At 66.8% G+C, this 13,857-nt stretch carries 14 protein-coding genes; 6 read left to right on the top strand and 8 right to left on the bottom strand.

Annotated elements, in window-relative coordinates:
• Nucleotides 1-19: 19 nt before the first annotated feature.
• Nucleotides 20-1,375 (top strand): magnesium transporter, encoded by a 1,356-nt coding sequence (gene mgtE / locus ACTU6U_RS07290; protein WP_443468462.1) that lies wholly within the window; start codon nt 20-22, stop codon nt 1,373-1,375.
• A gap of 2 nt (nt 1,376-1,377) precedes the next feature.
• Nucleotides 1,378-2,055 (top strand): Pr6Pr family membrane protein, encoded by a 678-nt coding sequence (locus ACTU6U_RS07285; protein ID WP_443468461.1) that lies wholly within the window; start codon nt 1,378-1,380, stop codon nt 2,053-2,055.
• Here the strand turns inward: ACTU6U_RS07285 and ACTU6U_RS07280 are convergent.
• Nucleotides 2,012-3,379 (bottom strand): flavin monoamine oxidase family protein, encoded by a 1,368-nt coding sequence (locus ACTU6U_RS07280; protein ID WP_443468850.1) that lies wholly within the window; start codon nt 3,377-3,379, stop codon nt 2,012-2,014. The two genes, ACTU6U_RS07285 and ACTU6U_RS07280, sit on opposite strands and share 44 nt — an antisense overlap.
• A gap of 70 nt (nt 3,380-3,449) precedes the next feature.
• On the opposite strand from ACTU6U_RS07280, the gene ACTU6U_RS07275 reads away from it, so the two are divergent.
• Nucleotides 3,450-4,475, top strand: coding sequence for a lactonase family protein (locus ACTU6U_RS07275; RefSeq protein ID WP_443468460.1), 1,026 nt, complete (start codon nt 3,450-3,452; stop codon nt 4,473-4,475).
• A 19-nt stretch (nt 4,476-4,494) separates the two neighbouring features.
• Here the strand turns inward: ACTU6U_RS07275 and ACTU6U_RS07270 are convergent, their stop codons facing one another.
• From ACTU6U_RS07270 to dnaK, 4 genes are read right to left on the bottom strand one after another with little or no spacing between them, the layout of a single operon-like run.
• Entirely contained in the window at nt 4,495-4,923 is a 429-nt protein-coding gene (locus ACTU6U_RS07270; RefSeq protein ID WP_443468459.1) for a heat shock protein transcriptional repressor HspR, read from the bottom strand.
• Between the two features lie 30 nt (nt 4,924-4,953).
• Nucleotides 4,954-5,943, bottom strand: a complete 990-nt coding sequence (locus ACTU6U_RS07265) for a DnaJ C-terminal domain-containing protein (RefSeq protein ID WP_443468458.1) — start codon at nt 5,941-5,943, stop codon at nt 4,954-4,956.
• A 7-nt stretch (nt 5,944-5,950) separates the two neighbouring features.
• Entirely contained in the window at nt 5,951-6,598 is a 648-nt protein-coding gene (locus tag ACTU6U_RS07260; RefSeq protein ID WP_443468457.1) for a nucleotide exchange factor GrpE, read from the bottom strand.
• 2 nt (nt 6,599-6,600) lie between these two features.
• Nucleotides 6,601-8,460 carry a molecular chaperone DnaK gene (dnaK, locus tag ACTU6U_RS07255; RefSeq protein WP_443468456.1) on the bottom strand — a complete coding sequence of 620 codons (1,860 nt, stop codon included), beginning with the start codon at nt 8,458-8,460 and terminating at the stop codon, nt 6,601-6,603.
• Nucleotides 8,461-8,612: 152 nt separating this feature from the next.
• On the opposite strand from dnaK, the gene ACTU6U_RS07250 reads away from it, so the two are divergent.
• Nucleotides 8,613-9,725, top strand: a complete 1,113-nt coding sequence (locus tag ACTU6U_RS07250; protein WP_443468455.1) for an SMP-30/gluconolactonase/LRE family protein — start codon at nt 8,613-8,615, stop codon at nt 9,723-9,725.
• Here ACTU6U_RS07250 and ACTU6U_RS07245 read toward each other — a convergent pair.
• Nucleotides 9,683-10,144, bottom strand: a complete 462-nt coding sequence (locus tag ACTU6U_RS07245) for a DUF3817 domain-containing protein (protein WP_443468454.1) — start codon at nt 10,142-10,144, stop codon at nt 9,683-9,685. The two genes, ACTU6U_RS07250 and ACTU6U_RS07245, sit on opposite strands and share 43 nt — an antisense overlap.
• Before the next feature lie 260 nt (nt 10,145-10,404).
• Between ACTU6U_RS07245 and ACTU6U_RS07240 the strand changes: the two genes are divergently transcribed.
• Together ACTU6U_RS07240 and ACTU6U_RS07235 are read left to right on the top strand one after the other, a co-directional pair.
• Nucleotides 10,405-11,352, top strand: a complete 948-nt coding sequence (locus ACTU6U_RS07240) for an RIO1 family regulatory kinase/ATPase domain-containing protein (protein WP_443468453.1) — start codon at nt 10,405-10,407, stop codon at nt 11,350-11,352.
• Nucleotides 11,339-12,748, top strand: a complete 1,410-nt coding sequence (locus ACTU6U_RS07235) for an MFS transporter (protein ID WP_443468452.1) — start codon at nt 11,339-11,341, stop codon at nt 12,746-12,748. Before ACTU6U_RS07240 ends, ACTU6U_RS07235 begins: the two co-directional genes overlap by 14 nt.
• A 1-nt stretch (nt 12,749) precedes the next feature.
• Here ACTU6U_RS07235 and ACTU6U_RS07230 read toward each other — a convergent pair whose 3' ends face one another.
• Nucleotides 12,750-13,052, bottom strand: coding sequence for a MarR family winged helix-turn-helix transcriptional regulator (locus ACTU6U_RS07230; RefSeq protein ID WP_443468451.1), 303 nt, complete (start codon nt 13,050-13,052; stop codon nt 12,750-12,752).
• Between the two features lie 216 nt (nt 13,053-13,268).
• Nucleotides 13,269-13,853 carry a hypothetical protein gene (locus tag ACTU6U_RS07225; RefSeq protein ID WP_443468450.1) on the bottom strand — a complete coding sequence of 195 codons (585 nt, stop codon included), beginning with the start codon at nt 13,851-13,853 and terminating at the stop codon, nt 13,269-13,271.
• Nucleotides 13,854-13,857 lie beyond the last annotated feature (4 nt).

The following is a 13,857-nucleotide window of genomic DNA, read 5'->3' as shown; positions in this document are numbered from 1 at the left end:
GCCCCGGAAGGAGAACGCGATGGAGCGCACTCCCGCACCCGACACCGGGCTGATCGACACGATCGAGCTGAGGCTGTCGCAGCGTGATCTCGCCGCAGCATCCGCGGCGCTCGGTCCAGTGCCCGACCATCAGATCGTGCGGGTGCTCGATCGGCTGAACCCACGACAGTGCGCGATCGTCTATCGTCTGCTTCCCAAGCAGCGCGCGCTCGAGGTCTTCGAGGCTCTCGAACCCGAGTTGCAGGGCGAGCTGGTGCGCGGACTTCAGGATGCCGAGGTCGCCACGCTCTTCGCCGAGATGGACCCGGATGACCGGGTGTGGCTGCTCGACGAGCTTCCGGCGTCTGTCGCCCCGCAGCTACTGCGAGGACTCCCGGCCCGTGAGCGCGAACTCACCGCAGCGGTCCTCGGCTATCCGCTGGACTCGATCGGCCGCCGCATGAGCCCCGAGTACATCACCACCCACCCGCAGCTCACAGTGGCCGAGACGATGACCAGGCTCCGATCGCGCATCGATGACGCCGAAACCATCTACACACTGCCGGTGACCGACGCCGCACGGAAGGTCATCGGCGTCGTCAGCCTGCGCGACCTGCTCACCGCCGATGACGCAGACACCATCGATGCACTCATGCACGACGCCCACACGGTCGTCGCCGACGCCGATGCAGAGAGCGCAGCGCGTGAATGCACCGACCTCGGGCTGCTCGCAGTCCCCGTCGTCGACAGCGAAGACCGCCTGGTCGGCATCTTCACGATCGACGACGCGGCACGCATCCTCAAACGCGAAGAGAGCGAGGATGCCGCGCGCCAGGGCGGTGTCGAACCGCTCGGCCGGCCCTACCTCTCGACCCCGGTGCGCAAGCTCGTGCGCTCGCGCATCGTGTGGCTGTTCGTCCTCGCCATCGGCGCCACGCTCACCGTTCAGGTCCTGTCGGTGTTCGAAGCGACACTGGCGCAGATGACGGTGCTGGCCCTGTTCGTACCGCTGTTGATCGGAACCGGTGGGAACACCGGAAACCAGGCAGCGACGACGGTCACCCGCGCACTCGCGCTCGGCGAAGTGCGCCCCCGCGATCTGCTCAAAGTGCTCTCGCGCGAGCTGCGGGTCGGCGTGTCGCTCGGTGTGCTGCTGGGCCTTCTCGGATTCGCGATCACCTGGGTGGTCTTCGACTGGCACATCGGACTCGTGATCGGATGCACGTTGCTTGCCATCTGCACGGTGGCGGCGACCGTCGGAGGAATCATGCCGATCATCGCGCGAATGATCAAGGTCGATCCCGCCGTGTTCTCCAACCCGTTCATCACGACCTTCGTCGATGCCACCGGGCTTGTCATCTACTTCCTCGTCGCGAAGGCGATCCTGGGGATCTGAGGGTGAAAGCACGGTTCGCATTCGGCGTGCTTCGGCTCGCCACGGCAGCGGTCTGTCTGATCGCGCTCGTGCATCGGCTGTTCTGGGGGCTCAGCTCGCAGACCATCGCCGGCCGGAACTTCTTCGCGTATCTCACGGTGGAGTCGAACTGCGCACTGGTCGTGCTGCTCGTCATCGGCGGAGTGCTCGCCTTCCGCCGCGCGGAGGATCCGCGCTGGTTCAGCATCGCCCTCTCGCTCGTGCTCACCTGGACGATCACCGCGGGTCTCGCATTCGCACTGATCGTGTGGCAGGCGGGGCTCCGCGGCATCCGTGTCGATGTGCCCTGGTCTGATCAGGTGCTGCACTTCTGGCTGCCCGCGTTCACCGCGATCGCGTGGACGCTGACTCCCGGACACCGCTCCGTGACCTGGTGGATCATCCCCTGCTCGCTCGCCTTCCCCCTCGTGTGGGGTGGGGTGACGATGTGGCGCGGGCCGATGATCGGCTGGTATCCGTATTACTTTTTGGACCTGCGCCAGGTGAGCGGATTCGGCGAGTTCGCCGTGACGAGTGCACTGGCACTGGCGATCTTCGCGCTCGTGGCCACGGTGCTGGCGGTGATCAGCCGGGTGAGTCCCTCGCGGCGGAAGAAGGTCAGTCGGTCTGCTGCACGGGCAGGAACGGCACAAGCGACCTGAGCGCCTCGAGCAGTGCCTCCTGCTCTTCGAGTTCGGCGAAGTCCGCGGCTGCGGCGCCGCCCACGACGCCGACGAGGATCGCATCGCCGGTGACCGGCAGCAGGTTGATCCAGGTCCGCACAGTCTGATCGCCGCCGACGGTGTGCCAGATCGCGGCACCTGTCTCCCAGAAGGGTTCGTCGTAGCGCAGCCAGATCGACTCGATGTGGCCCATGCCGAGCGCGTTGATCGCACCGCGGTGCGAGAACGGCAACGGTGGCGAGAACTCGATCCGCTCGGTCTGCAGGACGCCGAGCGGCACGGTGACCACGACCCGATCGAAAGAGGTGGATTCGCCGGTGCCGAGGCGCAGGCTGACACCGGAGTCGTCGTAGGCGATGCGAGTGACGGGAGATGACAGAGTGAGCTGGGCGTTCGCGAGCATCTCGGTGATGTGCGCGTCGAAATCACCGGTGATGGCTCGCCGGGCAGCGGATGGCATTGACGGAGGGAACCAGGACGAGACGGTGTCGGCATCCGCCCCCGACGTCGTCGCGAGGTAGGCCAGGAGCGCCGCGAGATCGGGGTCCTCAGGGTCGGCACCGGTCAGGGTGAGCGCTTCGGCGAGCGAGACGTCGGTCGGAAGAGCCTCTGCGACAGTGATCGCCGCATCCAGTGGTGCGTTCGTGACCGGCTCGATGTCGCCGTCCGGTGTGCGCCACACTGCGGACGCGAGATCCGTCGCCTGCGGCAGGTCCAGCTCGTCACGGCTGATGTCCTCGCCTTCGGCGAGCGCGGGCAGCAGCCATCCGCCGAGCTGAACGGGAAGCGCCCAGTCGTCATCGATCTGCGAGAGCGTGCGGCCGCCGACTCTGTCACGCGCTTCGAACACGGTCACGGAGAGATCGGCGTCGGCAAGGCTCGCCGCGACGGTGGCTCCGGCGAGACCCGCGCCGATCACGGCGATCCGCTCTCCGCTCGTGGCTGTCGCACGCAGGCGCATCGCGGCGCTCTCGCCGGAGTGGATGGCACCGCGGATCGTGGCGGGGTTGTCGACATCCGTCGCCTCACCGGCGAAGAAGACGCGATCCGCGATCGGTTCTGCGAGCGTCGCGCGTGTGGACGACTGCACGCCGATTCGGGTGAAGCTGACCGCTCCGTGCGAGTAGGGGTCGGTGGCCCAGGTGCTCCGGATGCTGCCGGCAGGCGCGGGAACCTCGGTGACCGGCAGCGGCGTCAGACTGCGGGTCGGCGTGGGGGTAGGCGCAGGCTCGGGCGTGCACGACACGAGCAGCACTCCGAGGGCGCCGGCTCCGGCGCCGATCAGCAACTCACGACGCGACATCCTCACCCGCGCCAGACTACCCGCTCTGCCCGTGCGCGTGACGGCGCGAGGGCGCAGCTACGATCGAGGCATGACTGATTCCGCCCTCGTTCTGGTCGCCAACGCTGGGGAAGGTTCCATCAGCACCTTCCGTTTCGAGAACGGGCAGCTGGAGCGTCTGGCCGTCAACGAAGGACTCGACGGATGCTCGACGTTCGCCGTCGACTCAGAGCGCGACCTGGTCTATGCGGGCGTGAAGGGACCCACCGGCATCCTCACACTCGCCCTCGACCGCGAAAGCGGGCGGCTCACGCCGCAGTCGCGCCTCGACCTCCCCGATGGAGGAATGAACTACATCGCACTCACTCGGGGCGGAACGGGGCTGCTCGGCATCTCGTACTCGGGGGGCTTCGGAATCAGCTGCGCGGTCACCGACGGCGTTGTGAGCGAGCCGGTGTCGACGATCACGTTCCCCAACCTGCACTCGGTGCTGCCGAGCGCCGACGGCCGGTTCGCCTACTTCGTGTCGCTGGGTGCCGACCTCGTCGCGCAGTACGCACTCGACGATGATCTTCGCCTCATGCCGCTGGACCCCGAGACGGTCGCCGCTCCCGAGGGAAGCGGTCCTCGACACCTCGTACTGAACGAGGCGCAGGATGCGGTGTATGTGCTCACCGAGTTCTCCGGCGAAGTCCTCCACTACAGCCGCGACGCCTCCACCGGCGCGCTCACACTGCAGGGCACCACGACGGCGTATGACACCACGAAGAGCCTCGGCCACAGCGTGTTCGGAGCAGACCCGCTCGCGCATCACTACATCTGGGGAGCCGACCTCCACTTCGGCGCGAACGGCACACGGCTGTGGGCCACGGAGCGCACCGAGAACACGCTGGGAGCGGTGTCCGTCGCGGCCGACGGATCGGTGTCGGCGGCGGAACGGTTCACCGTCACCGAGCTGCAGCCGCGCGGCTTCGCGCTCAGCCCCGACGGCGCCCACCTCATCGCGACCGGCGAGAGGTCGACGCAGGTCTCGCTGTACGCCGTGCAGGATGACGCGCTCGAACTGCTGCAGCGCGCCGAGACTGGCAAGGGCGCGAACTGGGTCCGCTTCGTCTGAGCAGGCCTGATCGCGGAGCCTACTCCGCGTCGCTTCGCCCGCCAGGGCGCCACAGCACGACCTCGGTCGAACGGCGGATGCGACGTCCACCGGTCACTGGCGTGACTCCCGTGGCACCGGCGGCGAAGACGCGCACACCGGGACGGTTCTGTCGTTCGGCGCGCAGCGCGCCTTCAAGATCGAGGACACGGCGGCGCAGCATCCGCACCTCGTCCTCGAGGTCGAGCAGTCGAGCGATCGCCGGCAGGCTCATGCCCTCAGCGCTCATCCGCGCAACCTCGCGGAGCTGCTCGATGTTGCGCGCCGAGTAGCGGCGGGAGCCTCCACGCGTGCGGCCGGGCACGACAAGACCGATGCGATCGTACTGACGCAGCGTCTGCGGGTGCATGCCCGCGAGCTCAGCGGCGACGGCGATGGCGAAGACTGGAGCATCCTCATCGTCAACCATTGCCATCACCTCCGAGACTCGCGTACATCATCAGGCCTGCGCCTTCGCCATCATCTCGCCGCGCGGATTCTCCTTGGGCTCTGCCGCCTGGAAAGCGAGCAGCGCCTCGCGCGCCGCGTCATCCAGGTGCGAGGGCACAGCCACCTGCAGTTCAGCAAGCAGGTCACCGGTGCCCTTCGAGGTCTTCACACCTCGACCCTTCACCCGCAGGATCCGCCCCGAGGGCGTACCGGGTGCGACACGCAGCTTGACCACGTCGCCGGCGAGGGTGGGGACCTCGATCGTGGCACCGAGAGCTGCCTCGGTGAAGGTCACCGGCACCGTGAGGCGCAGGTTCAGACCGTCTCGCGTGAAGACGGGGTGCGAACGCACCTTGATCTGCACGACGATGTCGCCGTTCTCTCCGCCATCGGGCGACGGACGCCCACGGCCGCGCAGACGGATCTTCTGTCCGTCTGCGACACCCGCGGGGATCTTCACCTTGAACGGCTTGCCGTCTTCACCCTGCAACGTGATCGTCTCACCCTGCACAGCGGTGACGAAGTCGAGCGTTGTGCGCGCCGTGACGTCGGCGCCCTTCTGCGGTCCGCCGAAACCGCGGTATCCGCCGCTCGTCTGGCCGAAGCGGCCGGAGCCGAAGCTCCCCCCGCCCTGGCCCTGGTTGAACATCGCGAAGATGTCCTCGAAGTCGGCGCTCTGGCCACGGCCGCCCTGCCCGAACCGGCTGAAGACGTCTTCGAAGCCGCCCGCGGCGCCCGCACCGCCCGAAGTGAACCGCGCACCCGAGCCCATGGCCCGGATCTCGTCATACTCCTTGCGCTGCTCCGCGTCAGAGAGCACCGAGTATGCCTCGCTGATCTCTTTGAACTTCGCCTCGGCCGCTGCATCCCCCTGATTGGAGTCAGGGTGATACTTGCGCGCCAGCTTGCGGTAGGTCTTCTTCAGATCCGCATCGCTGACATCCTTGGCGACGCCGAGCGTCTTGTAGAAGTCCTTGTCGAACCAATCCTGGCTGGCCATAGATCACCTACTCTGCGGGAACAGCGACGACGACCTTCGCAGGTCGCAGCTCGACATCGCCGAGTCGGTAGCCGACCTCCACGACCTCGAGGATCGTGGACTTCTCCGCTCCCGGAGTCGGCTGCTGGAAGATCGCCTCGTGGTGCTGCGGGTCGAAGTCCTCCCCGGCGGCACCGTAAGCGATGACACCGAGACGCTCCACGACCGCACGCACCTTCTCGCCGATCACGAAGAAGGGCGTGCCTTCCTGCAGATCGCCGTGGGCCGCCGCGCGATCGAGGTCGTCGAGCACCGGAAGCAGACCCTTGGCCGCCTCACCCTTCGCTCGCGCGATCTCGACGTGACGCTGCTCCTCGGTGCGCCGACGATAGTTGGCGTACTCGGCCTGCAGGCGCTTGAGGTCATTGAGCATCGCAGACTCGGCATCTGCGAGAGCCGCGTCACCCGCGGCCGCTTCGTCGCTCTGTTCCGCGTTCAGGATGTCGTCGACCGTCAGTTCGTCCGCACCGTCGGCGGGCGACTCGTCGGCGCCCTCCGCGGCTGCGGCCTCTGCGGCGTCGGGGTTCACCTGCGACGCGGGGCCGGATGCCGTAGCATCCGACCCCTCGTCCTCAGGCCGAACCTCGCCGTTTTCGTCGAAGTTCTTCTCTGCCATGGTTACTTCTTCTCGTCCTCGTCGTCGATGACCTCGGCGTCGACGACATCCTCATCGGATGCTTCGTCTGCCGGAGCCTCGCCCTCAGCGGATGCACCAGCTGCAGCATCTGCCTGCGACTGTGCGTAGATGGCCTCACCGAGCTTGCCCTGCGACTCGTTCAGCTTGTCGAGTGCAGTCTTGACCGCGTCGTCGTCTTCGCCGGCAAGAGCCGCCTTCAGAGCGTCGACGTCAGCCTGGACCTCGTCCTTGACCTCGGCGGGGAGCTTGTCTTCGTTCTCCTTGATCAGCTTCTCGATCGAGTACGACAGGGTCTCGGCCTGGTTGCGCTGTTCGAGAGCCTCGGCGCGCTTCTTGTCTTCCGCAGCGTTCTCTTCGGCCTCGCGCACCATGCGCTCGATGTCGTCCTTCGACAGCGACGAGCCGCCGGTGATGGTCATCGACTGCTCCTTGCCGGTGCCCTTGTCCTTGGCGGACACGTGCACGATGCCGTTCGCGTCGATGTCGAACGTGACCTCGACCTGCGGCATGCCGCGGGGAGCCGGCGCGATGCCGGTGAGCTCGAAGGTGCCCAGCGGCTTGTTGTCACGAGTGAACTCGCGCTCGCCCTGGAAGACCTGGATCGCGACGGACGGCTGGTTGTCGTCTGCCGTGGTGAAGGTCTCGCTGCGCTTGGTCGGAATCGCGGTGTTGCGATCGATGAGCTTGGTCATCCGGCCGCCCTTGGTCTCGATTCCGAGGCTCAGAGGGGTGACGTCGATGAGCAGAACGTCCTTGCGCTCGCCCTTGAGGACACCGGCCTGGAGGGCAGCGCCGACGGCGACGACCTCATCAGGGTTCACGCCCTTGTTCGCTTCCTTGCCGGTCTCGCGCTTGACGAGCTCAGCAACTGCGGGCATACGGGTCGATCCGCCGACGAGCACGACGTGGTCGATGTCGGCGACCTTGACGTTCGCCTCGCGGATGACGTCTTCGAACGGCTTCTTCGTGCGGTCGAGGAGGTCCTTGGTGAGGTCCTCGAACTTCGCGCGAGTGATCGTCTCGGACAGCGAGACGGGGCCCGACTCGGTCAGCGACAGGTAGGGCAGGTTGATGGAGGTGCTGGTCGAGCTCGACAGCTCCTTCTTGGCCTGCTCGGCTGCTTCCTTCAGACGCTGGAGGGCAATCTTGTCGCCAGAGACGTCGACGCCGCTGGTCTCCTTGAACTGCTTGATCAGGTGGTCGACCAGACGCTGGTCCCAGTCGTCACCGCCGAGGCGGTTGTCACCCGAGGTGGAGCGCACCTGAATCGTCGAGAAGTCGTCGTCCTTGCCCACTTCGAGCAGCGAGACGTCGAACGTTCCGCCACCGAGGTCGAAGACGAGGATGAGCTCGTCCTCCTTGCCGCGGTCAAGGCCGTAGGCCAGAGCTGCAGCGGTCGGCTCGTTGATGATGCGCAGGACGTTGAGGCCCGCGATCTCACCGGCTTCCTTCGTCGCCTGACGCTCAGCGTCGTTGAAGTACGCGGGGACGGTGACGACGGCATCCGTCACGGTGTCGCCCAGGTAGGACTCTGCGTCGCGCTTGAGCTTCATGAGGATGCGCGCGGAGATCTCCTGCGGCGTCCACTTCTTGCCGTCGACGTCGAAGCCCCAGTCAGTGCCCATGTGGCGCTTGACGGATGCAACGGTGCGGTCGACGTTCGTGACGGCCTGGCGCTTGGCGGTCTCGCCGACGAGCACCTCGCCGTCCTTCGTGTATGCGACCACCGAGGGGGTCGTGCGGAAGCCCTCGGCGTTGGCGATGACCTTCGGCTCGCCACCCTCGAGGACGCTGACGACGGAGTTCGTCGTTCCGAGGTCGATTCCTACAGCACGTGCCATGCGATTCTCCTTCTGGTTGAAGTACGTAGTGAAGATATGGGGCGAATCAGAAACCTGAGTCGCAATGGCTCAACTGTATCGCGAGCGTGAAATGCTGTCAAGTGAACTTGATATGAACAGGCTCAACTTTTGCACTGACCTAGGATCTCCGTATGCATCGGTCGCGTGTCCTCCCTGCTGCGGTCGCGACGGCGGCCCTCCTGGCATTGTCAAGCGGGCTGTCCGGCTGCGCGCCGGCGCTCGGCGTCGGGGATTGGAAGCTGGAGCCCATCTCGTGGGATGCGCAGACCTTCGGCGACGTCGACGTCGCCTTCGGCATGTCAACAGTCGCCGCAGACGGAGTCGGAGGCTTCTGGAGCGGTTCCGCAGGCTCCTGGCTGCGCGTCGGAGCCGACGGCGAGACGCTCGCTCGATTCAACATCGAGGTGGAGCATCCGCTGCACGGGATCGGGGATGTCGCGGCACTGTCCCCCACCGAGCTGGTCGCGGTGCGATCCCGGAATGAACCGGATGCCACGCCAGGGCTCTCCCTCGTCGACATGGAGACGCTCGAGTACACCGACGTGCCGATGAAGCCGCTGCCGGAGGACGAGCCGGATCCGGCCGGCTTCGACTTCGGCGACTTCATGTTCGGCGCGCTGGCCGTGCACGACGGCGATGCCTACGTGATTCGATATCAACCGACGCCACCCACTCCCGCGATCGACTCCGAGGTCCTGCGCATCGATCTCGACACGGGCGAACGCGAGGTCGTGCACCGCGAAGCGCTGACGTTCGACGAGTCGACGCCGTCAGCTCCCGGAGCGCCGCCGGTCGACATCGATGTCGACGCCGAGGGCCGCATCTACCTGGCCACTCCGGCGAACCGCATCGTGCTCGCGCCCGACGGCACAGAGCTGTCCCGCACTGCCCAATCGGCGACTCGTCCTGTCGTCGCGGTGCGCCCGGATGGTCTCGCGCTGTGGTGGGGCGGCAGCGCAGAACCGTCGACAGCCGAGTCGGTCATCGTCGGCGGATCAGCCGAAGCCCGCGACCTGATCAAGGCGCGGCAGTCGTGCGACGAGCTGTACCGGCAGGACGCACTGCACCTGACATATGCGGACGAGCAAGAGCCGCTATCGCTGCTGTGCAGCCCGAATGCCGCCGCATGGGTGGGAGATGCGTGGGTGGTCGCGGTCGGCGGCGAGGGTGATGGCGTGCTCGTGCGGCTGACGCCGCCGGCTCACTTGCCGCCGGGAGGGCCGACGGTCAGCAGCACGACGTAGAGCGCCACGACGGCGACGGCGATGAGTGCCACAAGCAGGCCGGCGTGATTCAGGAACCAGCGCATCGTCTTGTCGTACCAGGTGCGGTCCTGCGGGTGCTCGCTCTCCTCGAGACGCCAGGCGCCCTCGAGTCGGCCCTTGCGGTGCAGCCAGATCTCCATCGGGATGGTCGCGAAGGGGACGATCGCGCTCGCGACCGCCAGGAGGCCGAGTCCGATCGACCAGCGCTGGTTGAAGGCGACGAGGATCGCCGTCGCACCATAGGAGAGGAACACGAAACCGTGGATGCCTCCGGCGATCGTCACCACGATCCCCGGAGCTCCGACAGCCCTGGCGATGAGCGCGGAGATCAACAGGGTCCAGGTGATCGCTTCGGCGATGGCGAGGACGCGGTAGAGGCTTGCAGGTGTGCGGAACATCGTGCTCCTTGTTCGTGGGACGAATCAACCGTACGTCACCCGGAATAGCAGTCACCTGACGGCGCGTCTGCCCGGCGCGTGGATGGACACCAACCGCCGTCCCACCTAGGCTTGCTCGTGCACCGGGAAGTATCCGGAAGATTCCGCGAGAGAGGAGCTGTGACATGAACGCTGTCGTTGTCGCGCCTCTCGCCGAACATCTTCTTCTCGAGGCCGCCCGCTACTGATCTGCGCGTGGTCTCCCTTCCGGAGCAACCACCGTGACTGATCCTTCTGCGTCCACCGACGCATCCTTCTTCTTCAACGAGAATCTCTCGTTCGCCGACGTCGAGCCCGGCGAAGACCAACGCTGGTCCACATGGCCGACGATCACCCCGACCGAGCGCGGACCTGTGCCCTGGCCGAGCTGGGTCGTGACCTCGGCCGGCGCACTCGACACCGAACTCGGCGTGCTCAAGACCGGCAAGGAGGCGGACGTGTTCCTCATCGAACGCGCCGTCCCCGACGACCCATTCCAGCGCACCCTGCTCGCGGCGAAGCGCTACCGCAGTCCCGAGCATCGATCGTTCCGTCGCTCCGGCATGTACACCGAGGGCCGAAAAGTGACCGACTCCCGCGCCGCGCGTGCCGTCGCGGGCAAGACGGCTTTCGGCCGCGAAGTGGCGGCAGCCGAATGGTCGTTCGCGGAGTTCGAGGCACTGACGCGCATGTGGCAATTGGGTGCGCCGGTGCCGTATCCCGTGCAGGTGAACGGCACCGAAGTGCTGATGGAGTTCATCGGTACGGATGCCTCGGCCGCTCCGCGCCTTGCGCAGGTGCGCGAGGATCGGCGGACGCTGGCGGACTATTACGCGCAGATCGTCGAGATCATGCGCATCTTCGCGGGCGCAGGCTTCGCGCATGGCGACCTGTCGCCGTACAACCTGCTGGTGCACGGGGGGCCGCGTGCGGGTGATCGACCTGCCGCAGATCGTCGATGTCATCGTGAACCCGCAGGGACTCGATCTGCTGCATCGCGACTGCGTGAACATCTGCGACTGGTTCACAAGGCACCGGGTCGAGTGCGACGCCGAAGCGCTGTTCGCAGAGCTGGTGGCCTCGTCGTACGCGTGAGTGAGAGCGCGCCGCGCGAGCTGTGCGGCGCGCCCGGCGCGCCGCAACCCGGCGTTCACCAGATCCGGCCAGACTGCGAGCATGAGTGCATCTGAGGATCCCCGCGTTCCGCGCCCTGAGGCGACAGCGAACAGCGGCGCGGTCGGGGTCGTCGGCCTGGAGCTGCGCGGTGAGACCGAGGCGCCGAAGAAACAGATCTACTCATGGGCACTGTGGGACTGGGCGACGCAGCCGTTCAACACCGTCATTCTGACGTTCATCTTCACGGCCCTCTATCTGACGACCTCGCAGTTCCTGCCTCCCGAGATCGCCGCACTCGACAAAGGCGACGCGATCCGCAAGGCGGCCGAGGCCGACCTGGCCTCTGGTCTCGGGCTCGGCTCGACGATCGCCGCCTTCGCGATTCTGCTGCTCGCGCCGGTGCTCGGACAGCGTGCGGATGCCGCGGGCCGCCAGAAGCTCTGGCTCGGCATCGGCACCGGCGCGCTCATCCTCTGCATGTTCGGGCTGTGGTTCGTCGAGCCGACTCCCACGCTGTTCTGGCTGGGCGTCGTGCTGATCTCGGCGGGAGCAGTGTTCGGCGAGATCGCCGCAGTGAACTCCAACGCCATGCTCGTCGGCATCGCGAATCCGAAGACCGTCGGCAAGATCTCCGGACTCGGCTGGGGCTTCGGCTACATCGGTGGGGTCGTCGCCCTCATCATCGTCATCGTCTTCTACGCGCTGAACTGGTTCGGCATCTCCGACGAGGGCGGCCTGCCGTTCCGCCTGATCGCCGTGGGCTGTGCGGTATGGGCGATCATCTTCAGCATCCCGATCTTCCTGAATGTTCCGGAGCCATCGATGGGGCGCCCCGAGCGCCGAGTCGGGTTCTTCAGGTCGTACGTGCTGCTCGTGAAGGACGTCGTCGGGCTGTACCGCTCCCCTGAGACCCGGCCGACGTTCTGGTTCCTGCTCTCCAGTGCCGTGTTCCGAGACGGGCTGGGCGGCATCTTCGCCTTCGGCGCGATCATCGCCGGGCAGGTGTTCGGCTTCGAGTTCCTCGAGCTCGCGATCTTCGGCATCGCGGCGAACCTCATCGCGGGTGTCTCGACGATCCTCGCCGGACGCCTCGATGACCGGTTCGGCCCGAAGCGCATCATTCTCTTCGCGCTGGCCGCGATGGTGATGGCAGGCCTCGCAGTCTTCTTCCTCGTGGATGCCGGAACGATCGTGTTCTGGATCGGCGGACTGCTGCTGTGTGCTTTCGTCGGGCCCGCGCAGGCGGCATCGCGGTCGTTCCTCGCTCGCGTCACCCCGGCAGGACGCGAGGGGGAGATCTTCGGCCTCTACGCGACGACCGGTCGCGCGGCGAGTTGGATGGCCGCAGGGGCCTGGACACTGCTCATCGTGCTCACGCACGACACGGCGTACGGCATCCTCGGCATCATCCTCGTACTGATGCTCGGATTCTTCCTGTTGCTGCCCGTGAAGTCGCAGCGGGTGGGCTGACTCACTTCGTCCAGTTATCGGCGAGCTTGCCGAGCAGGCGGGCGAGCTCGCGCGCCTCGTCGTCGGTGAACGAATCGAGCGCTTTCGAGAGCACTTCACGCTGCTCGCCGCGTATGCCGCGACCGATGCGACGACCTTCTTCAGTGAGCGCGATGCGCGTGCGACGCGCATCATCGGGGTCGGCCTCGCGCTGCACCATTCCGCGCTGAACGCCCTGCTGCACAAGACGTGACGCGCGGGGACGAGCACGGAAGTGGCAGGCGCGACGACCACTGATCCGCACCACGCGGGCCAGGCGAAGCATGCGGGCTAGATGAAAAACGTCGGTTGCACCCATGCGCAACCGACGTTTTTCATCTCCGCTGACCGTTCGAGTGGGCGTCCCCGCGCGCGTCGAGAACCAGAGCCAGCCGAGAACAGTTTCGTCGGTGGCGAGCGCCTGCGACGCGCGAAAGTGTTCTTCCGTGGCCGCGTCTTCCGTGGCCGGGCCTTCCGGCCGCGCTGAGCTACGCCGGCGACATCAGCCCGGAAGGCCCGAGACCACCATGAATCCGATCGCACCGAAGAACAGCACGGCAAGCCCGCCGTAGATCGCGATCGTCCAGCCGCGGTAGCTCTGCCCTGCCGTTCCGCCGGCAGCCGGGCTGACGTAGTTCCGGGTCGCTTCATCGCGAGCCGTCGCGGCGCGCGACGCAGCAGCGCGCGACTCGGCCTTCTGCGCAGCGGTCGGGGGCACAACCTCCTGCTTGTGGGCGGATGCCGAGGACCACGTGTCATCCGGCGCCCAGGTCCTGCGCTGCCGGAGCGCAGGAGCGGCCGCATCCGGTCCGACGCTCTCGGACGGTGCGGGCGGGATGACCGGCTCTGGGCTGGGTGGCGGCGGCGCGGCGGCGAACGCGGGTGGCGGCGGCACTTCGAACTGTTCGATCGCCGCGTCGGCGTCGGGAGCGGTGACGGTCTCCGGCGCCGGGACCTCGAAGGCTTCCACACCTGGCGTCGTGGTGGGTGCCAGGGTGGACGCCGAGGGCTCACCACCGTACGCTGGCGCATCGGAGGCGGCATCCGCCCCTGGGTTCTGCGGGTTCTCCGTGTTTTCGCCGCTCACGCTC

The organism is Microbacterium zouquanmingi, from assembly GCF_052266695.1.
In the GTDB taxonomy this organism is placed as follows: Bacteria; Actinomycetota; Actinomycetes; order Actinomycetales; family Microbacteriaceae; genus Microbacterium.
Note: the sequence above shows the minus strand (reverse complement) of the source record. Positions and strands in the feature narration are given on the sequence as shown.

Excerpts from the sequence above, each read along its gene's own strand:
- ACTU6U_RS07275 (WP_443468460.1), top strand. The coding sequence starts at position 3,450 with ATGACTGATTCCGCCCTCGTTCTGGTCGCCAACGCTGGGGAAGGTTCC.
- ACTU6U_RS07280 (WP_443468850.1), bottom strand. The coding sequence starts at position 3,379 with ATGTCGCGTCGTGAGTTGCTGATCGGCGCCGGAGCCGGCGCCCTCGGA.
- dnaK (WP_443468456.1), bottom strand. The coding sequence starts at position 8,460 with ATGGCACGTGCTGTAGGAATCGACCTCGGAACGACGAACTCCGTCGTC.
- ACTU6U_RS07235 (WP_443468452.1), top strand. The coding sequence starts at position 11,339 with ATGAGTGCATCTGAGGATCCCCGCGTTCCGCGCCCTGAGGCGACAGCG.
- ACTU6U_RS07265 (WP_443468458.1), bottom strand. The coding sequence starts at position 5,943 with ATGGCCAGCCAGGATTGGTTCGACAAGGACTTCTACAAGACGCTCGGC.
- ACTU6U_RS07270 (WP_443468459.1), bottom strand. The coding sequence starts at position 4,923 with ATGGTTGACGATGAGGATGCTCCAGTCTTCGCCATCGCCGTCGCCGCT.
- ACTU6U_RS07230 (WP_443468451.1), bottom strand. The coding sequence starts at position 13,052 with ATGCTTCGCCTGGCCCGCGTGGTGCGGATCAGTGGTCGTCGCGCCTGC.
- ACTU6U_RS07250 (WP_443468455.1), top strand. The coding sequence starts at position 8,613 with ATGCATCGGTCGCGTGTCCTCCCTGCTGCGGTCGCGACGGCGGCCCTC.
- ACTU6U_RS07260 (WP_443468457.1), bottom strand. The coding sequence starts at position 6,598 with ATGGCAGAGAAGAACTTCGACGAAAACGGCGAGGTTCGGCCTGAGGAC.
- mgtE (WP_443468462.1), top strand. The coding sequence starts at position 20 with ATGGAGCGCACTCCCGCACCCGACACCGGGCTGATCGACACGATCGAG.
- ACTU6U_RS07245 (WP_443468454.1), bottom strand. The coding sequence starts at position 10,144 with ATGTTCCGCACACCTGCAAGCCTCTACCGCGTCCTCGCCATCGCCGAA.